The 19,323-nt window shown below is 63.3% G+C and carries 15 protein-coding genes and 5 tRNA genes; 6 read left to right on the forward strand and 14 right to left on the reverse strand.

The annotated features are described in order from the left end of the window. The first annotated feature begins 425 nt into the window (after nucleotides 1-425). Nucleotides 426-2,006 (forward strand): DEAD/DEAH box helicase, encoded by a 1,581-nt coding sequence (locus QM685_RS26450; protein WP_415120996.1) that lies wholly within the window; start codon nucleotides 426-428, stop codon nucleotides 2,004-2,006. 485 nt (nucleotides 2,007-2,491) lie between these two features. Continuing rightward, nucleotides 2,492-3,796: an isocitrate lyase gene (gene aceA, locus QM685_RS26455; protein WP_415121206.1), complete on the forward strand. Its 1,305-nt coding sequence runs from the start codon at nucleotides 2,492-2,494 to the stop codon at nucleotides 3,794-3,796. Between the two features lie 277 nt (nucleotides 3,797-4,073). On the opposite strand, the gene QM685_RS26460 is transcribed toward aceA, so the two are convergent. After that, nucleotides 4,074-4,508 carry a universal stress protein gene (locus QM685_RS26460; protein ID WP_415120998.1) on the reverse strand — a complete coding sequence of 145 codons (435 nt, stop codon included), beginning with the start codon at nucleotides 4,506-4,508 and terminating at the stop codon, nucleotides 4,074-4,076. 198 nt (nucleotides 4,509-4,706) lie between these two features. Beyond that, entirely contained in the window at nucleotides 4,707-5,609 is a 903-nt protein-coding gene (locus QM685_RS26465; protein WP_415121000.1) for a LysR family transcriptional regulator, read from the reverse strand. A 151-nt stretch (nucleotides 5,610-5,760) separates the two neighbouring features. Here QM685_RS26465 and QM685_RS26470 point away from each other — a divergent pair, with 151 nt between their 5' ends. Together QM685_RS26470 and aceB are read left to right on the forward strand one after the other, a co-directional pair. Next, the gene (locus tag QM685_RS26470; protein WP_415121002.1) at nucleotides 5,761-6,579 is read left to right on the forward strand and encodes a haloacid dehalogenase type II; all 819 of its coding nucleotides are present in this window, start codon (nucleotides 5,761-5,763) and stop codon (nucleotides 6,577-6,579) included. Between the two features lie 80 nt (nucleotides 6,580-6,659). Beyond that, nucleotides 6,660-8,252 (forward strand): malate synthase A, encoded by a 1,593-nt coding sequence (aceB, locus tag QM685_RS26475; protein ID WP_415121004.1) that lies wholly within the window; start codon nucleotides 6,660-6,662, stop codon nucleotides 8,250-8,252. Between the two features lie 80 nt (nucleotides 8,253-8,332). On the opposite strand, the gene QM685_RS26480 is transcribed toward aceB, so the two are convergent. After that, nucleotides 8,333-8,734, reverse strand: coding sequence for a gamma-glutamylcyclotransferase family protein (locus tag QM685_RS26480; protein WP_415121006.1), 402 nt, complete (start codon nucleotides 8,732-8,734; stop codon nucleotides 8,333-8,335). Between the two features lie 364 nt (nucleotides 8,735-9,098). Here QM685_RS26480 and QM685_RS26485 point away from each other — a divergent pair, with 364 nt between their 5' ends. Beyond that, nucleotides 9,099-9,998, forward strand: a complete 900-nt coding sequence (locus tag QM685_RS26485; RefSeq protein WP_415121008.1) for an AraC family transcriptional regulator — start codon at nucleotides 9,099-9,101, stop codon at nucleotides 9,996-9,998. Between the two features lie 81 nt (nucleotides 9,999-10,079). On the opposite strand, the gene QM685_RS26490 is transcribed toward QM685_RS26485, so the two are convergent. From QM685_RS26490 to gltX, 7 genes are all read right to left on the reverse strand, one after another. Beyond that, on the reverse strand, nucleotides 10,080-10,544 hold the full coding sequence (locus QM685_RS26490) for a GNAT family N-acetyltransferase (RefSeq protein WP_018417609.1): 465 nt from the start codon (nucleotides 10,542-10,544) through the stop codon (nucleotides 10,080-10,082). 161 nt (nucleotides 10,545-10,705) lie between these two features. Next, nucleotides 10,706-10,782: transfer RNA gene (locus QM685_RS26495), tRNA-Asp, on the reverse strand. Nucleotides 10,783-10,864: 82 nt separating this feature from the next. Further along, nucleotides 10,865-10,940, reverse strand: a tRNA-Glu gene (locus QM685_RS26500). 61 nt (nucleotides 10,941-11,001) lie between these two features. Then, nucleotides 11,002-11,078: transfer RNA gene (locus tag QM685_RS26505), tRNA-Asp, on the reverse strand. Nucleotides 11,079-11,172: 94 nt separating this feature from the next. Beyond that, nucleotides 11,173-11,248 (reverse strand) — tRNA-Glu (locus QM685_RS26510). A 183-nt stretch (nucleotides 11,249-11,431) separates the two neighbouring features. Then, nucleotides 11,432-11,507 (reverse strand) — tRNA-Ala (locus tag QM685_RS26515). A 119-nt stretch (nucleotides 11,508-11,626) separates the two neighbouring features. After that, nucleotides 11,627-13,036 (reverse strand): glutamate--tRNA ligase, encoded by a 1,410-nt coding sequence (gene gltX, locus QM685_RS26520; protein WP_415121010.1) that lies wholly within the window; start codon nucleotides 13,034-13,036, stop codon nucleotides 11,627-11,629. Between the two features lie 537 nt (nucleotides 13,037-13,573). Here gltX and QM685_RS26525 point away from each other — a divergent pair. Beyond that, nucleotides 13,574-14,560, forward strand: coding sequence for a patatin-like phospholipase family protein (locus QM685_RS26525; RefSeq protein ID WP_415121208.1), 987 nt, complete (start codon nucleotides 13,574-13,576; stop codon nucleotides 14,558-14,560). A 107-nt stretch (nucleotides 14,561-14,667) separates the two neighbouring features. Here the strand turns inward: QM685_RS26525 and QM685_RS26530 are convergent, their stop codons facing one another. The 4 genes from QM685_RS26530 to QM685_RS26545 all read right to left on the reverse strand — a co-directional run bounded on the left by QM685_RS26530 (nucleotide 14,668) and on the right by QM685_RS26545 (nucleotide 19,242). Beyond that, nucleotides 14,668-15,333 (reverse strand): C40 family peptidase, encoded by a 666-nt coding sequence (locus QM685_RS26530; protein ID WP_415121012.1) that lies wholly within the window; start codon nucleotides 15,331-15,333, stop codon nucleotides 14,668-14,670. A 137-nt stretch (nucleotides 15,334-15,470) separates the two neighbouring features. Further along, the gene (locus tag QM685_RS26535; RefSeq protein WP_415121014.1) at nucleotides 15,471-17,102 is read right to left on the reverse strand and encodes an ABC transporter ATP-binding protein; all 1,632 of its coding nucleotides are present in this window, start codon (nucleotides 17,100-17,102) and stop codon (nucleotides 15,471-15,473) included. Further along, nucleotides 17,099-18,205 carry an ABC transporter permease gene (locus QM685_RS26540; protein WP_415121015.1) on the reverse strand — a complete coding sequence of 369 codons (1,107 nt, stop codon included), beginning with the start codon at nucleotides 18,203-18,205 and terminating at the stop codon, nucleotides 17,099-17,101. Before QM685_RS26540 ends, QM685_RS26535 begins: the two co-directional genes overlap by 4 nt. After that, a complete protein-coding gene (locus tag QM685_RS26545; RefSeq protein WP_415121017.1) occupies nucleotides 18,205-19,242 on the reverse strand; it encodes a microcin C ABC transporter permease YejB in 1,038 nt (345 codons plus the stop codon). The genes QM685_RS26540 and QM685_RS26545 overlap by 1 nt, the downstream gene beginning before the upstream one ends. Nucleotides 19,243-19,323 lie beyond the last annotated feature (81 nt).

The following is a 19,323-nucleotide window of genomic DNA, read 5'->3' on the forward strand; positions in this document are numbered from 1 at the left end:
CCTCGAGTCGCGGCCCGCGGCCTCCTCGCCTCATTCCGGCACTCTTTTTCTCAGAAAATGTGCGGATAGTGGCGCAGTGCAACAAATCCCGCTATAATGCCGCCTGCGCTTCACTGCGTGGCCTTACTTTCCCAGGTGGCTCTCGCGGCGCAGCGTCCCATAGCGTTTGCTCCAATCCAGTTTAGAACCTGTCCCCTTCTGCCTAGCCCCCTACGGGCTCAAGTCCCAGGCTGGCGGCACGCCATAGTGGCATGTCGCATTCGATACAGCTTCTAACGAAAAGCTCGCCTTCATTGTCGCGAGTTGCCCCCGTTTTTTGATTTGCTCGCTGCTTCTTTGCTCGCTGAATCCGACGACTTGGGTATGCCGATTGGCGTTGACGTTTTCATTTGATGAACCTCCCAGGATCGTTTTCAAGGATTCACATGACTTTGAGCAACACTTCCAGCAGCCCGTTGAACGCCATCGCCGACGAGGCGCTCGGTCTTGCCCCCGCTGCAACCAATGCCCCGGCTGAAGCCGCCAAGCCGACCTTCGCGTCGCTAGGCCTGTCCGCGGAAGTCGTCTCCGCGTTGACCGCCGCCGGCTACGAGTACCCGACTCCCGTTCAACAACGCGCGGTGCCCGCCGGTATCGCCGGCCGCGACCTGCTGGTTTCGAGCCCGACGGGCTCGGGCAAGACCGCTGCGTTCATGCTGCCCGCAATCGAGCGTTTCGCGCAGTTGCAAAAGACCCAGGCAGGCCAGCCGCGCGAACCGCGCCCGGCCGACGGTGGCCGCGGCCGCCGTCCGCAGCCGGTCGCGCGCCCGACCATGCTGGTCCTGACGCCGACCCGCGAACTCGCGATGCAGGTCACGACCGCCGCCGCGACGTACGGCAAGCACCTGAAACGCCTGCGCACCGTCAGCATTCTCGGCGGCGTCGCGTACGGCCAGCAGTTGATGCTGCTGGCGAAGAACCCCGAAATCCTCGTCGCCACGCCGGGCCGTCTGATCGACCACCTCGAGCGCGGCCGCATCGACCTGTCGCAACTGCAGATCCTCGTGCTCGACGAAGCCGACCGCATGCTCGACATGGGCTTCATCGACGACATCGACACGATCGTCGCCGAAACGCCGGCCACGCGTCAGACCATGCTGTTCTCGGCCACGCTCGACGGCAAGATCGGTTCGCTGACCGGCCGTCTGCTGAAGGATCCGGAGCGTATCGAGATCGTCCAGCGCATGGAGCAGCGCACCAACATCGCGCAAACCGTCCACTACGTCGACGACCGCGATCACAAGGACCGTCTGCTCGACCATCTGCTGCGCGACGCCGGTCTCGATCAGGCCATCGTCTTCACGGCCACCAAGATGGACGCCGATCAGCTCGCGGGCCGTCTTGCCGACGCCGGCTTCGAATCGGCCGCGCTGCACGGCGACCTGCCACAAGGCGCCCGTAACCGCACGATCCGCGCGCTGCGCGAGCGCCGCGTGCGCGTGCTGGTGGCCACCGATGTCGCCGCGCGCGGTATCGACATCCCCGGCATCACGCACGTGTTCAACTACGACCTGCCGAAGTTCGCCGAAGACTACGTGCACCGTATCGGCCGTACCGGCCGCGCGGGCCGCTCGGGTGTCGCGGTGAGCCTCGTGCATCACGCGGAACAGGGCGCGCTCAAGCGCATCGAGCGTTTCGTGCGCACGCCGTTGCCGGTCAACGTCGTCGAAGGCTTCGAGCCGCGCAAGGCGCCGCCTTCGGGCAATGGCCGTCCCGGCTTCGGCGGCCGCGGCCGTCCGGGCGGCAATGGCCGCCGCTTCGGCAGCGGTTCGGGCAAGCCGGGCGGCTACGCAGGCTCGCGCAACGGCAACGGCAATAGCTGGGGCAACAAGTCGGCCGGCGGTTCGCGTGAAGGCGGCCATGGCTCGCGCGAAGGCTACGGCGGTTCCCGCGACGGCTACGGCTCGCGTGACGGTTACGGCGCGCGCCGTAACGACGGCCCGCGTTCGGCACGTCGCGGCGGTTAATCGCCATTGATCGTTGTCAATCGCCGCTAATCGCGGCGAAACGCAGGCCAGCGGCCCACCAGGGCTGCTACCTGCCACACGACCATCCCGATACGGTAGACCCGGACGGTTTCGTACCGTCCATCAGTCGAAGAAAAAACCGGTGCTCAGGCACCGGTTTTTTTTCGTCCCCAGCTCGCCCACCCCAAATTTCACGATATAAAAAAATTTTTTGCGTCGTAAAAAATCATGTTGCAAGGCACAAGATCGCAATTGCAATATGGAAAATATCGTTTCTCAATACGAAACACTGAATTCAACGCATTGATTTTTATAAAAAATAAATATTTGGAAAACGCTTTGCGGCGTCTATTGCGGGATCATCGATTTGCCTAGACTCTTATATAAGACTTCACGAAACAGAACGCCCAACCGGGCCCAATGCTTCGACGAAGACAGAGTTCACTCATCCTCCATAACAGGCAAAGAAGGAGCACATCATGACCATGACCCGCGAGCAGCAAGTGAAGCAGCTCCAGCAACAATGGGAAACCGATCCGCGCTGGAAGGGCGTCAAGCGCACCTATTCGGCCGAAGACGTGGTCCGTCTGCGCGGCTCGGTGCAGGTCGAGCACACGCTCGCAAAACGCGGCGCGGAAAAACTGTGGGCCGCCGTGAACAACGAGCCGTTCGTGAATTCGCTCGGCGCGCTGACCGGCAACCAGGCGATGCAGCAGGTCAAGGCCGGCCTCAAGGCGATCTACCTGTCGGGCTGGCAAGTGGCGGGCGATGCGAACGTCGCTGGCGAAATGTACCCGGACCAGTCGCTGTATCCGGCCAACTCAGTGCCGCTCGTCGTGAAGCGCATCAACAACACGCTCACGCGCGCTGACCAGATCCAGTGGTCGGAAGGCAAGAATCCGGGCGACGAAGGCTATGTCGACTACTTCGCGCCGATCGTGGCCGATGCGGAAGCCGGCTTCGGCGGCGTGCTGAACGCGTTCGAGTTGATGAAGGCGATGATCGAAGCCGGCGCGTCGGGCGTGCACTTCGAAGATCAGCTCGCGTCGGTCAAGAAGTGCGGCCACATGGGCGGCAAGGTGCTGGTGCCGACCCGCGAAGCCGTCGCAAAGCTGACCGCCGCGCGTCTGGCCGCCGACGTGTCGGGCACGCCGACCGTGCTGCTCGCGCGCACCGATGCGGAAGCCGCCGACCTCGTCACCTCGGACATCGACGACAACGACCGCCCGTTCCTGACCGGCGAGCGCACCGTGGAGGGTTTCTTCCGCACCCGGCCGGGTCTCGAGCAGGCGATCTCGCGCGGTCTCGCGTATGCGCCGTATGCGGACATGATCTGGTGTGAAACCGGCAAGCCGGACCTCGAGTTCGCGAAGAAATTCGCCGACGCGATTCACAAGGAGTACCCGGACCAGTTGCTGTCGTATAACTGCTCGCCGTCGTTCAACTGGAAGAAGAACCTCGACGACGCGACGATCGCGAAGTTCCAGCGCGAGTTGGGCGCGATGGGCTACAAGTTCCAGTTCATCACGCTGGCGGGCTTCCATGCGCTGAACTACTCGATGTTCAACCTCGCGCACGGCTACGCCCGCAACCAGATGACCGCCTTCGTCGAAATGCAGCAGGCGGAATTCGCGGCGGCCGAAAAGGGCTTCACCGCGGTGAAGCATCAGCGCGAAGTCGGCACCGGCTACTTCGACGCGGTGACGCAGACGGTCGAGCGCGAAGCATCGACGACCGCGCTGCATGGCTCGACGGAAGACGAGCAGTTCTTCGACAAAAAGGTTGCCTGACGCTGAGGGCAGACGGACCGGCCGCTTGCCGGTTCCGCCACCTGATCGCAGGAACGATCGGCAAAACGTCGAGCGGCGCCGGCAGAGTGCCGCCGACACAGGGAGGAAACTGTGCCGTGGTGAATGAGCAGTAAGCCTTGGAGCAAGCTCCGGCGGCCAGAATCTGAGAGAAGCCAGCACGCTCGAAGCGTGCGGCGCACCTGAACGCGCCGGCGTGACCGCCGGCGCGTTTTTTTTCGAAACCATCAGAGCGGGATGATGCGAACGGCGCGCCGTTTCAGCGATACACGATCACCGGAATCTTCGTATGCGTGAGTACCCGCTGCGTTTCGCTGCCGATCAGCAGGCTGCCGAGCCCGCGCCGCCCGTGCGAAGCCATGAAGATCACATCGCAGCCGCCCTGCTCGGCCGCTTCGATGATGCCGAGATACGGCGCCGGATGCACGCTGGCGCGGCTCTCGACGCTCACGCCGACGCGGTGCGCGGCCAATTCCACTTCGCGCAGATGCACGCGCGCCTCGCGCTCGCTGCGCTGCAGGAACTCGCCGGGCGGTTCGACCACGACGTCGGAGAACGGCGAGTACGGATATTGCGGCAGACACGCATACGCGGTGACACGCGCGCCGACCGCCTGCGCGAGATCGATCGCGCCCGCTATCGCCTTGCGTGACAGGTCTGAACCATCGGTCGGAACCAGGATGTGCGTGAACATGATGTCCTCCGTCGCCGGCTGCGCGCAGCGCGGCGTCAGCGTTCAACGAAGCCCGGCCCGCGGGCCGCTCGAATCGATTGTAGTGCGCGCGAATGGGGGTAACGACCAGTCGAGGGTCTGTCCGGATATCGGAAATCCATTGCGCATTGCGTCGTCGCGTCGTGCCGCGCGGCCGAACACGCGCCTGTATCAGCGCAATCAGTCCCAGTAACCCGGTTCGCCGTACGTATGCTTGAGAAAGTCGAGAAACAGTCGCACCCGCAGCGGCAAATGGCGGCGCTGCGGAAACACCGCGTGAATGCCGATCGGCGGCGCGGCGAATTCATCGAGCACACTGACGAGGCGGCCGGCGGAGATCTCCGCGCCGACCTCCCACCACGAGCGCCACGCGAGACCATGTCCCGCCAGACACCATTCGTGCAGCACCGCGCCGTCCGAGCATTCCATCGTGCCGGACACCTTGATCGACACGACCTTGCCGTCCTGCTGGAACATCCAGCCGCGCTGCTGGTTCGCGCTCGCGCCGAGCGCGAGGCAGTTGTGACGCGCGAGATCGGCGAGGCTATGCGGCGCGCCGCGCCGGCTCAGATACGAAGGCGACGCGACACACACGCGGCGGTTCTCGGCGAGCTTCAACGACACGAGCGACGAATCCGGCAACTCACCGAGACGCACCGCGCAATCGAAGCCTTCGTTGACCAGATCGACGAGGCGGTCGGACAGATCGAGCGTGATCGACACATCCGGATGCGCGACCGTGAACGCCGGCACGAGCGGCGCGACGTGTCGTCGCCCGAAGCCGGCCGGCGCCGACAGCCGCAGATGGCCGCTCGCCTTCACGCCGCCCGCCGATACGCTCGCCTCCGCGTTCTGCATGTCGTGAATGATGCGCTGGCAGTCTTCGAGAAACGCCGAGCCTTCGAAGGTCAGCGTGATCTTGCGGGTCGTGCGCACGAGCAGCTTGACACCCAGACGCTCCTCGAGCGCATCGATGCGGCGGCCGATGATCGCGGGCGCGACGCCCTCGGCGAGCGCCGCCGCGGACAGGCTGCCTCTCGCCGCGACGATGACGAAAGTCTCGATCTGCTTGAAACGGTCCATGAACGATGCGCGCCGCAGTCACGCGGCAAAGTAGGTGGTGCGCGTCAGATTAGATATATAAAAGTAAAAGATCAAGTGATATTTAGCCTATTTCTTTACCTATAATACCACCAATACAATCGATCCCGACCTCTGAATGGAGCGCACGGCAATGTCGGCCACAACGACACCTTTCCCGCGAGCAGTGATCTTCGACGCCTACGGCACGCTCTTCGACGTGCATTCGGTGATCGCCGCCGCGGAGCAACTGTTCCCCGGCCACGGCGATGCGCTGTCGCAGTTGTGGCGTCAGAAGCAGATCGAATACACGCAACTGCGCACGCTCGCCGCGCGGGCCGACGCACCCGGCGCACACTACCGCCTGTTCTGGGACATCACACTCGACGCGCTGCGCTTCGCCGCGAAAAAACTGCAGCTCACGCTGGGCCGCACGGCCGAAAAACGTCTGATGGACGAATACGCGTGCCTGTCAGCGTTTCCCGATACGGTGCCGGTGCTGCGCGCATTGCGCGAGCCCACCGACGCGCCGCGTATCGGTCTCGCAATTCTCTCGAACGGCAATCCGCAGATGCTCGACATCGCGGTCAAGAGCGCGGGCATGAGCACCCTCTTCGACCACGTGCTGTCCGTCGACGCCGTGCGCGCGTACAAGCCGTCGCCCGCCGCCTATGCGCTTGCTCCCGAAGCGTTCGGGGTGTCCGCGCGCGAGATCGTCTTCGTGTCCTCGAACGGCTGGGACGTGGCGGGCGCAACGTGGTTCGGCTTCACGACGTTCTGGCTCAACCGGCAGAACGCGCCGGTCGAGGAACTCGGTGTCGCGCCGCATGGCACGGGTAGCGGCATGAGCGATCTGCCGGACTTTCTGCGGACGCTTCCGGCGCGCTCCCCCTCGACCCCGCCGTTACCCGGCAGCCGTCAAACCGGAACTCACGGCAGCGCGAGCCGCAAGCGCGCCAGCCCGCGCGTATGACGACGGCCACCGCATCCGGCAACACACGGATTACTTTTCAACCTTCTCATTTCTGCAATCTGACCGACCAAGGAGAAAACATGACGAACTCGCTGTCGCTGCCGCAGGGCATGGAAATCACCGGCGACATCAAGCCCGGCTTTGAGGCGATCCTCACGCGCGAGGCACTGGAACTCGTCGCCGCGTTGCATCGCACGTTCGAATCGCGCCGTCAGCAGTTGCTGCAGGCGCGCATCGAGCGCGCGCAAAGGCTCGACGCCGGCGAGCGGCCCGACTTCCTCGCCGCCACGAAGAGCGTGCGCGAAGGCGACTGGACCATCGCGCCGCTGCCGCACGATCTGCAATGCCGGCGCGTCGAGATCACGGGTCCCGTCGAGCGCAAGATGATCATCAACGCGCTCAACTCCGGCGCGGATTCCTACATGACCGACTTCGAGGATTCGAATGCGCCGAGCTGGGACAACCAGATCACCGGCCATATCAATCTGAAGGACGCGGTGCGCCGCACGATTGCGCTCGAGCAGAACGGCAAGTCGTACCGGCTCAACGACAAGACCGCGACGCTGATCGTGCGTCCGCGCGGCTGGCATCTCGACGAGAAGCACGTGACGGTCGACGGCAAGCGCGTGTCGGGCGGCATCTTCGATTTCGCGCTGTACATGGTGCACAACGCGAAGGAACTGGTCGCGCGCGGCTCGGGCCCGTACTTCTATCTGCCGAAGATGGAGAGCCATCTCGAAGCGCGTCTGTGGAACGACATCTTCGTCGCCGCGCAGGAAGCGGTCGGCGTGCCGCTCGGCACGATTCGCGCGACGGTGCTGATCGAAACGATCGTCGCCGCGTTCGAAATGGACGAGATCCTGTACGAGCTGCGCGAACATAGCTCGGGCCTGAACGCCGGCCGCTGGGACTACATCTTCTCCGCGATCAAGAAGTTCAAGGCCGACCGCGACTTCTGTCTCGCCGACCGTTCGCAGATCACGATGACGTCGCCGTTCATGCGCGCGTACGCGTTGCTGCTGCTGAAGACCTGCCACCGTCGCAACGCGCCGGCGATCGGCGGCATGAGCGCGCTGATTCCGATCAGGAACGACCCGGCGGCCAACGACAAGGCGATGGCCGGCGTGCGCTCGGACAAGGCGCGCGATGCGGGTGACGGCTACGACGGCGGCTGGGTCGCGCATCCGGGCCTCGTGCCGGTGGCGATGGAAGAGTTCGTCAAGGTGCTCGGCGACAAGCCGAACCAGATCGGCAAGCAACGCGACGACGTGCTCGTGACGGCCACCGATCTGCTCGACTTCTGCCCGGAAACGCCAATCACCGAAGCGGGCTTGCGCAACAACATCAACGTCGGCATTCACTATCTCGGCTCGTGGCTCGCGGGCAATGGCTGCGTGCCGATTCACAACCTGATGGAAGACGCGGCGACCGCGGAAATTTCGCGCTCGCAAGTGTGGCAGTGGATCCGCTCGCAGAAGGGCAAGCTCGATGACGGCCGCAAGGTGACGGTCGAACTGGTGCGCGAGCTGGCGGTGCAGGAACTCGACAAGGTGAAGCAGACGGTCGGCGGCGACACGAAGCCCTACGAGCGCGCCGCGCAGATCTTCGAGCAGATGTCGACCGCGGAGCAGTTCACCGATTTTCTGACGCTGCCGCTTTATGAGGAAATCTGAGGTGGCCGATGTGGCGGCTCGTGGGGTGATGCCCAGAGTCTGACGTGCTTCGCTTCATTTCGCTTCGCGTCGGCGCGCGGTCAGCGCGTGCGCCGATGCTCGACCCAGTCGCCCGATCGAATCTCGGGCAGCCCCTTCACCGCGCTCGGCGTGACCGGATAGAAGCGGCAATTCACAACGTTGCCGTCCACTTTCACCATCACGTCGCGCGCGAGGAAGCGATCCTCGACGCCCGGGTACACCGCTTCGATTTCGTCGAGCACCGCGACGAGCGCATCGTCGATTTCGTAGACGTCGCCACGCACGTCGACACCCGCTTCGTCGACGACGAGGCCAGGATAGCTGCCAAAGTCGAACAGATGGCCGCGCACAGTCGTACTGCCGAGCAGGGTCGGCGCGGCGATGTCGTTGCGCGCCGCGGCTTCGCTGATATCGTTCGCTTCACCGGCACGCAGCGTGCCGTAGACAAAGACGGTCTGCATCGTCGTTGAGTCTCCTGGGGAGTAAGTGTTGGGGGGTCGGGATAGAGCCGTGTCAGTTGCGGCTTCAGTCCAGCGCCGCGTTCGCGACGAGCACGCCATCGGCGGCCAGCACACGGCCTGCGCCCTGCTCTTCGTGCGCATCGCACAAGTCCGCGGTAGCAAAGCTCATAGGGTCTCCTGGAGGCGCGAGGCAACCGGCACATTATGCAACGGCCGTGGGCAGGTCGCACCGGGCCGGGCAATGCGTCTCGCGGAGAACATCGGGCGCGGGCAGCCTCTACAATGGTGAGATCCGCGGTAAGTGGCGGCGGCCGAACGCTTCGTCCGTTGCCCGCCGCACGCCGTTATCCAAACCGGTCTGGCCATGACTTCGTCCACCGACTCAGAGTTGTTGAGCCGCGTCCGCTTCGCCGAGATTCCGCCCGAGTTTGCGCCGACGCAGATCCACCCGATCCGCGTGCGCTCGCGGCCGATGCCGGCCGGCTGGCATATTCCGCGTCATACGCATGCATGGGCGCAAGTGGCGTATGCGTCGCGCGGCGTGTTGCGCGTCGCGACGACGGGCAGCACGTGGATGGTGCCGCCGTCGCGCGCGATCTGGGTGCCGCCGCATGTGACGCACGAAGTGATTGCCGTCGAGGATGCGTTCCTGCGCACGCTCTACATCACCGAAAGTACCGTGCCGGCCGGGCTCGATACGCCGCGCGTCGTCGAGGTGTCGAACCTGCTGCGCGAAGTGATCGCCGCGCTCGACACACCCGGCCTCTCCGCCGCGCGCGAGCAGTTGCTTGGAGCACTCGCGCTCGATGAGCTGACGCGCTCCGAGCCGCTGCCGCTGTCCGTGCCGATGCCCAACGAAAAGAGACTGCGCGCGCTCTGCGAGGCCGTGATCGCAGACCCGACGCATGGCGAGTCGCTCGAACAATGGGCGTCGACGGTCGGCGCGAGCACGCGCACGATCGCGCGGCTATTCCGTCAGGAACTCGGTGTGAGTTTTTCGCAATGGCGCCAGCAGGCGATTCTCGCGCGCGCCATTCCGCTGCTTAGCCAGGGGCGGCCGCTGTCGCATGTGGCGCAGGAGTTGGGCTATCAAAGCCAGAGCGCTTTTTCCGCGATGTTCCGGCGCGCGTTCGGCGCGAGCCCGCGCGCGTTTATCGAGCGAGGGGCCGAGCATCGCGCGGCCAATGGCGAACATGATGATTCGCCGGAGGATGAAGAAACGGCGCAGGATCGCGGAGACACAACGGGTGGTGCCGGGCGCTGAATAGCAGATACGCGACGAACGCTCGCCTGGAGAGCCCAGAATGCCGGATGCCGAATGCCAGCTACCGGTTTCAGCCCCGCCTCAAACCCGCCGCGCGAGATGACGGATTGCGCCTAACTGCGCGAGCCTTGGCCCGGCGAGCTTATACCCCTTGCGCTGATACAACCGCGCCGCGGGATTATCGACAAACACGCGCAACTGCAACTCGCGCAGTCCGCGCTCGCGTGCCCATTGATGCGAGATGTCGAGCAGAAACGTCCCCGCGCCGAGCCGCCGATAACCCTCGGCGATCTGTACGTCGCGGATGTGCAGCGAATCGCCCTCTTCGGTGATGCGTAGCACCCCCATCGGCACGCCATCCACTTCGAGAATGAAATTCTCCGACTCGCGCCAGCTACCGAGAAACAGATCGCTTCGCCAGACCAGATGATGGCGGCGATAATAGCCACCCATGTTGTTGCGCGTCAGCGCCTCGGCAAACTCGAAATCATCCATGCTGGCCGTGCGCAGGTGAAACGGTGACGGGGCTTCGGTAGGATCGAACATGACGAGACCGCGAGGATGAATCGGATCAACGGTAAAACAGGCTACGCGCGCTGGCAATGGCTGTTTGTCCCGAGCCGTTTCGAGGCGACACGCGACAGGTTGTGAAATAACGCAGTAGAAGTAAAAAAGCCCACTTCTCTCGAAGTGGGCTTTCTCAAATCTGGCGGAGCGGACGGGACTCGAACCCGCGACCCCCGGCGTGACAGGCCGGTATTCTAACCAACTGAACTACCGCTCCAGATCTGCCATCGCAGCTTGCGGTGTCATGTCCGCTTACCTGCTGCACCGTTCAAACTTCCAACCGAACGACGCCGATGTTCTGGCGTCCCCTAGGGGATTCGAACCCCTGTACTCACCGTGAAAGGGTGATGTCCTAGGCCTCTAGACGAAGGGGACAACGTACTGCTTACACCTTTAATGAAAAAGCCCGTTCAGGTTTGCTTGAACGGGCTTTGTCTGGCGGAGTGGACGGGACTCGAACCCGCGACCCCCGGCGTGACAGGCCGGTATTCTAACCGACTGAACTACCACTCCAGTCTTTACACCCTTGCTTGCGAGCGTCGGTTAATTCTCTGCAAGCTGCGCTGCTTTACTGCTACGACTCGAACACTAAAGCGACGCTGATGTCTGGCGTCCCCTAGGGGATTCGAACCCCTGTACTCACCGTGAAAGGGTGATGTCCTAGGCCTCTAGACGAAGGGGACATAATCTTTTCAGATCTGTCTTGATTCACCGCTAACTTTCTTCAACTCGCGCTAACTTTTCAGTTAATTCGCTAGTTGTTTTTCCGTCAACTGTGAAGACCGCTATTTTAACTACGCTTCGGTAATTTGTGAAGTCTTTTTACTACAACTTCAAGACTTCGCAACCACTTTACTCTGCTCTGTTGGTGGAGGTAAGCGGGATCGAACCGCTGACCTCTTGCATGCCATGCAAGCGCTCTCCCAGCTGAGCTATACCCCCTGCATCAGAGAAACGAGATTTTAGAGACCAATCTGCGCTTTGTAAATACCCTTTGAGCAATTACATGCGGATTTTTTCAGGTCACGTGCAAGTCCTCTTCACGCGGCTGAACGTACTCATTAACCGAGCGCTTTTTCGATGCGGCTAACGACGACCTCGCGCCCGAACAGCATCAGCACGCTATCGATCGACGGCGTATGCGTCGTGCCCGCGACCAGCAGACGAACCGGCATCGCGAGCTGCGGCATCTTCAGCTTGTGCGCGCCGAGTGTGGTCTTCAGCGCGGCGGCGATTGCCTCCTTCGTCCACTCGACGCTCTTCAGCGCGGCGGCCAGCTCGGCGAGCGCCGGACGGACCGCATCGGTCACATGCTGCGCGAGCGATTCAGCATCCGGCGCTGGTGTGCGATAGAACATCGCGGCGTTCTGCGCGATCTCCTTCACCGTGGACGCGCGGTCCTTCATCAGGCCCACCACGCCCGTCAGATCCGGGCCTTGCGCAAGCGTGTCCGCGCTGATGCCGAGTTCCGCGAAGAACGGCTTCGCCAGTTCAGCAAGGCGCGCGTTATCCGCTTCCTTGATGTAGTGCGCGTTGAGCCAGTTCAGCTTGTCGTGGTCGTACTGTGCCGGCGACTTGCCGAGGTGCTCGAGATCGAACCATTCGATGAACTGCTCGCGCGTAAAAATCTCCGCGTCGCCATGCGACCAGCCGAGGCGCGCCAGATAGTTGACGACCGCTTCCGGCAGATAGCCGGCATCGCGATAACCCATCACGCTCATCGCGCCGTGACGCTTGCTCATCTTCTCGCCCTGCTCGTTCAGCACGGTAGGCAGGTGCGCGTACACGGGCGGTTCGCCGCCGAGCGCGCGCAGGATATTGATCTGACGCGGCGTGTTGTTCACGTGGTCGTCGCCGCGAATGACGTGGGTAATGCGCATGTCGAGATCGTCGACGACGACGCAGAAGTTATACGTCGGCGTGCCGTCCGGACGCGCGATCACGAGATCGTCGAGTTCTTCGTTCGAGATTTCGATGCGGCCTTTCACTGCATCGTCCCATGCGACCACGCCCGTCAACGGATTGCGGAAGCGCAGCACCGGCTTCACGCCCGCCGGCGGCTCCGGCAGCACCTTGCCCGGCTCCGGGCGCCACGTGCCGTCGTAGCGAGGTTTCTCGCCCGCCTCGCGCTGCCGCTCGCGCAGCGCGTCGAGTTCCTCGGTCGACATGTAGCACGGGTAGACCAGCCCGGCGTCCTGCATCTGCCTGAGCACTTCGCGGTAACGGTCCATGCGCTGCATCTGGTAGAACGGGCCTTCGTCGAAATCGAGACCGAGCCATGCCATGCCTTCGAGAATCGCGTCGACTGATTCGGTCGTGGAGCGCTCGACGTCGGTGTCCTCGACCCGCAGCACGAAGGTCCCTTTCATCTTGCGCGCGAACGCCCACGGATAGAGCGCGGAGCGGATGTTGCCGAGGTGGATGAAGCCGGTGGGACTCGGTGCGAAACGGGTACGAACGGAGGTGGTCATTAGCGGTTACTCGGAAAGCAGGCGCCGGCGCCCAGGCAAACATGCCGCGCGAAGCGCGGCAGCGAAGCGTGCCCATGCCGCGCGCGATGCCGCGCATGAACACAAAGGAAATAAGTACAAGAGCCGGATTATACCTTCCGCACATGCGTTGCCGCCCTCGTCCGGATGGCCGATGGCGCATGCGCGCAAGGCCTCCCGCGGCGCGGATGCGATTCGAAAAATCCGCATTTCAGCGCCGCATCTCACTCATTGTGGCGCTGGCGCGCGCACCATCCCGCATCTCGCCCAAGCTGTCCTGAAAAAGCGCGTCGCCGTCCCCGCGCCGTTCCCGAATACTTCCTCTGCAACGTTTCATTACAGCCCACCGCGCAAGCCGATCCTTTGCTTTATGATGTGCGCGCGCTGCGAGTGGGCACCGGCTGAATACCGGTTGCACACGCACGCTCGCTGGCGCGCGGAATCATCGCCGGCGGTCCGCCTGGTTTGATCCTCTGCCTGATCGCGGCACGCGTGAGCTCGCATGCTTCGCCCGCGCCGTTGCTGGAGAACTCGTTGAAACCCCCGTCCCCACGCTCATCCCTACGCTCATTTCCACGATTGAGTCGCCGCAATTTTTCGCTGGCAGCCGCATCCGCAGTACTCGCCGCCTGCACCACGACCGGCGGCAAACTCGATAGCGCACCGATCACCGCCACGCCCACCGTCCCGCCGCCGTCGCCCGACAAAGCGCGGAAGCAGGTACGGATCGCGCTCGCGCTCGGCGGCGGCGCCGCGCGCGGCTTCGCGCACATCGGCGTAATCAAGGCGCTCGAGGCGCGCAATATCCAGATCGACCTGGTCGTCGGCACGAGCGCCGGCTCGGTGGTCGGCGCGCTGTACGCATCGGGGATGAACGGCTTCGCGCTGAACAAGCTCGCGCTCAGCATGGACGAAGCGTCGATCAGCGACTGGGCGATGCCGTTTCGCACGCGTGGCTTCCTGCAAGGCGTCGCGTTGCAGAACTACCTGAACACGACGCTGAACAACCGTCCGATCGAAAAGATGGCCAAACCGCTCGGCGTGGTCGCGACCGATCTGCAGACCGGTCAGCCGATCCTGTTCCAGCGCGGCAACACCGGTGTCGCGGTGCGCGCGTCGTGCAGCGTGCCGTCGATTTTCGAGCCGGTGAAGATCGGCGGTCACGAGTATGTGGATGGCGGGCTGGTGAGTCCGGTGCCGGCCTCGTTCGCGCGCCGCATGGGTGCCGATTTCGTGATCGCCGTCGATATCTCGCAGCGTCCGGAAACCGGCGTGACCACGAGTTCGTTCGACGTGCTGATGCAGACCTTCACGATCATGGGCCAGACGATCAAGGCCTACGAACTCGACAAATATGCGGACGTCGTGATCCGTCCGAATCTCGCCGCAATGAGCGGCAGCGATTTCTCGCAACGTAACGCGGCGATTCTCGCGGGCGAGGAAGCGGTCGCGAAAATGATGCCGGAGCTGCAGCGCAAGCTCGCGGCGCGTCGGATGTCGACGTAATCGGTGCGGACGGCATCGGCGCCGTCCGGGAAATCCGCGCCCGAACTCACAAAGCAAAAAGCCTGCTTCGATGAAGCAGGCTTTTTTATCGTCAGTTCAGACCGGAATCAGTTATTCCCGCCGATGGTCGCATTCACGCGCTTGCGCAGATCGTCGCCCTGATACGAGGTCTCGATACGGCGTGCACCCGTGAAGCGTTTTTCCCAGTAGCCGTCATCCAGGTCGTCTACGCGGATCGTGCTGCCGGTGGACGGCGAATGCACGAACTTGTTGTCGCCGATATAAATGCCGACGTGCGAGAACGTGCGGCGCATCGTATTGAAGAACACCAGATCGCCCGGCTTCAGGTCGCTCACGCGCACCTTCTCGCCTATGCGGCTCATCTCCTCGGCACGGCGCGGCAACGCGAGGCCGAGCGTGTCCTGGAACACGTAACGCACGAAACCGCTGCAATCGAGCCCCGAATCGGGCGTATTGCCCCCCCAACGGTAGCGAACGCCGATCATGTTCAGCGCGCCGACCACGACGTCACCCGCTTTGCCAGCCATGCCGGAAAGAAACGACCTCGCGCCGCCGCTATCGCTGCTGGCAGCCGGGGTCTGGGGACTGGAGAGGGAGAAAGAATTCGACCCGGTGGTGGTCGAAGAGGAGACTGTCTGATTGAAACTGCTGACTTCGTCGGCGAACGCGCCGGGAGCTGCTGCCATCAAGACGCCAATGAACATCCCGGCGACGACGCGCGTGCGAGCCTGGGTTAGGTTTCTGTGCTGCATTGGTCGGTAGTTTTTGCCTGAAAATCAGTGGTCTGCGAAAAAAAGTTTGCTCGATACTAGCCAGTAAGTATTTGTGTGTCAAAAGAAATAGAAAAAATCAATCGAGTAACGCACTTAATTGGTGAATGGGTGAAAAATCAATGGTCAAGCGCTGCTTTCAGCAGCTTTCGCGTGTAAGGATGCGATGGCGCCGCAAAAATTTTCTCGACGTCGCCGGTCTCCACAATCGATCCGTTTTGCATCACCACGACACGATGCGCCATTGCCCCGATCACCTCGAGATCGTGGCTAATGAACACGAAGCCGAGATTGTATTTCTGCTGCAAACCGGCGAGCAGCTTCAACACCTGCTGCTGGATCGACACGTCGAGCGCGCTCGTCGGCTCGTCGAGGATCAGCAGGCGCGGCTCCAGTACCAGTGCCCGCGCGATCGCGATGCGCTGGCGCTGGCCACCTGAAAATTCGTGTGGATAGCGATACAGCGCCGTGCGGTCGATACCGACTTCGCGCAGCACCGCCACCACCTTGTCGCGGCGCGCCTGCGGCGTCATCTGCGGCCGGTGCAGCGCAAGCCCCTCGCCGACGATCCGCTCGATCGTCTGCCGCGGCGAAAGCGAGCTGAACGGATCCTGAAAGACGACCTGCATATTCGACCGTAAGGCAGTCTTTTCGATACCCCGATAGCTGCCGAGCGTCCTGCCCTGAAACTCGATCTCGCCGTGCGCGGTGCGCTGCAGGCCGAGCAGCGCCATCGCGAGGGTCGACTTGCCGGACCCCGATTCGCCGACGATCCCGAGCGTCTCCCCCTGGCGCACCGACACGTTCGCCCGCTCGACTGCTCGAAACCGCCCCGAGCCGAACCAGCCGCGCAGGCCGGGCAGCTTCGTCCTGAAATCGACCGATACGTCGCGCGCCTCGAGCAGCACCGGCGAAATCGGCAGCACCGGCACCACCGTGCGCTGCGGCCGGCTCGCGAGCAGGCGCTGCGTATACGGATGCCGCGGCGCGTCGAACACCTGCTCGACCGGGCCGGTTTCGACCAGCACGCCCTGCTCCATCACCGCGACGCGCTGCGCGAAGTGACGCACCAGATTGAGGTCGTGCGTGATCAGCAGCACGGCCATGCCGCGCTTTTGCGCTTCGTCGCGCTGCAGTTCGAGCAGCAGCTCGACGATCTGCGCGCGGATCGTCACGTCGAGCGCCGTGGTCGGCTCGTCGGCGAGCAAAAGACGCGGCCGGCACGCGAGCGCCATCGCGATCATCGCGCGCTGCCGCTGCCCGCCGGAGAGCTCATGCGGATAGCTGTTCACGCGCTTGCCCGGCTCGGCGATGCCGGTGCGCGCGAGCAGCGCGACCGCGCGCTTCGCCGCCTCGTTCGCGCTCACGCCGTCATGCGCAACGATCGTCTCCGCGATCTGGTCGCCGATCGTATACAGCGGATTGAGCGCGGTCATCGGCTCCTGGAAGATCATCGCGATATCCGAGCCGCGCAGGCCGCGCATCGCGCGTTCGCTTTTCGCAAGCAGGTCCTCGCCGTCGAAGCGGATCGTGCCGCTCACCCGCGCGTCGGTCAGCAGGCGCAGCACCGAGAGCGCGGTCACGCTCTTGCCCGAGCCCGATTCGCCGACGAGCGCGACACGCTCGCCACGCGCGATCGCGAGCGATACGTCGTTCACCGCGACCGTATCGCCGAACGCGACATGCAGACGGTCGAGTTCGAGCAGCGGCGTATCCGTCTGCCGCGGATGGTTTTGCGGCAATGCGCTCATTGATTGCCTCCCGCGCGCATCGCGTCGGAGATACGCGTGTCGAGCGCATTGCGCAGCGCGTCGCCCATGAAGGTGAGCAACAGCAGCATCGCCACCAGCACGCCGAAGGTCGACACCGAGATCCACCACGCGTCGAGATTCGCCTTGCCTTGCGCGAGCAGTTCGCCGAGGCTCGGCGTCGGCGCCGGCACGCCGAGGCCGAGAAAGTCGAGACTCGTCAACGCGAGAATCGCGCCGCTCATCCGGAACGGCAGAAACGTGATGACCGGCGTCAGGCTGTTGGGCAGCACGTGGCGCCACATGATCTGCCAGTTCGACAGCCCCATCGCGCGCGCCGCGCGCACGTAGTCCTGCTGGCGGTTGCGCAGAAACTCCGCGCGCACGTAATCGGACAGTCCGATCCAGCCGAACAGCGACAGCAGCACGATCAGCAGAATGAAACCCGGCTCGAAGATCGCCGAAAAAATGATCAGCAGATACAGCTCGGGCATCGCGCTCCAGATTTCGATCAGGCGCTGCCCGATGATGTCGGTCCGCCCGCCGAAATAACCTTGCACGGCGCCCGCGGCGATGCCAAGTATCGTGCCGATCAACGTCAGCACGAGACCGAACTCGACCGACACGCGGAACCCATAGAGCAGACGCGCGAACAGATCGCGGCCGCGGTCGTCGGTGCCGAGCCAGTTATCGCGCGACGGCGGCGCCGGGTTCGGCACCTTCGAGAAGTAATTGAGCGTGTCGTAGTAGTAGCGGTTGGGCGGATACAGCGCGAAGTTGCCCGGCGCGTCGAAACGATGCTTGATATACGGATCGAGATAATCGGCCGGCGTCGGGAAGTCGCCGCCGAAGGTGGTCTCCGCGTAGGTCCTGAACATCGGGAAATACAGGTGACCGTCGTAGCGCACCACGAGCGGCTTGTCGTTCGACCATAGCGGCCCCGCGAGGCTCGCCGCGAATGCGACAACGAAGATGATCAGGCTCCAGTAGCCGAGGCGCTGCTGGCGAAAACGTCGCCATACGCGGCGCGCCGGCGTCGGCGATACCAGTGCGCGCGCGGGTTCGGTGCGCGCCGCCGCGTCGGCGGAAAGGCGGGCTCGATTCATCAGCGCTCCAGCTGTTCGAATTGGATGCGGGGATCGACCCACACATAGCAGAGGTCGGAGATCAGCTTCGTCACGAGGCCGATCAGCGTGAACACGTACAGCGTGCCGAGCACGACCGGATAGTCGCGCCGCATCACGGACTCATACGACAGCAGCCCGAGCCCGTCGAGCGAAAACAGCGTTTCGATCAGCAGGCTGCCGGTGAAGAACGCACCGATGAACGCCGCCGGGAAACCGACGATCAGCGGCAGCAGCGCATTGCGGAACACGTGCTTCCACAGCACGCGTTTTTCCGACAGCCCCTTCGCGCGCGCGGTCAACACGTACTGCTTGCGGATTTCGTCGAGAAACGCGTTCTTGGTCAGCATCGTGACGACCGCGAAGCTGCCGACCACCGACGCGGTGACCGGCAACGTGATATGCCACAGATAGTCGAGGATCTTGCCGACGGTGCTCAGTTGATCCCAGTTGTCCGAGGTGAGGTTGCGCAACGGGAAGAGCTGCAGAAACGTGCCGCCGCCGAACAGCACGAGCAGCAGTACGCCGAGCACGAAGCCCGGAATCGCGTAGCCGATCAGCACGACGAGACTGGTTGCGACATCGAAGTGCGAGCCGTTGCGTACCGCCTTCGCGATGCCGAGCGGGACCGATATCAGATACGTGAGAAAGAACGTCCATAAACCGATGCTGATCGACACCGGCAGCTTCGACACGATCAGCGACCACACGCTTTGATGGCGGAAATAGCTCTGCCCGAGATCGAAGGTCGCGAAGCGTTTGAGCATCAGCACATAGCGTTCGAGCGGCGGTTTGTCGAAGCCGTAGAGCTGCTTCAGTTGCGCGAGCTGTTGCGCGTCGACGCCGCTATGCGCGCGCAGCCCGAACGGCGACGCGCTCTCCGCGCCCTTGCGCAACTCATGCTGCATCTGCTCGACCGGGCCGCCCGGCACGAACTGGATCACGACGAAGGTCAGCGTCAGCACGCCGAGCAACGTGGGGATCATCAGCAGCAGGCGTTTGAGGATGTAGCTCCACATAGACGGTATTCCGGTGCGAAGGCGTTGGAGTAAGCGATCAGATCAATCAGTCGGCAATCGTCGATACGCGACCGATGCGTC

This window comes from Paraburkholderia sp. (assembly GCF_047605525.1).
In the GTDB taxonomy this organism is placed as follows: domain Bacteria; phylum Pseudomonadota; class Gammaproteobacteria; order Burkholderiales; family Burkholderiaceae; genus Paraburkholderia.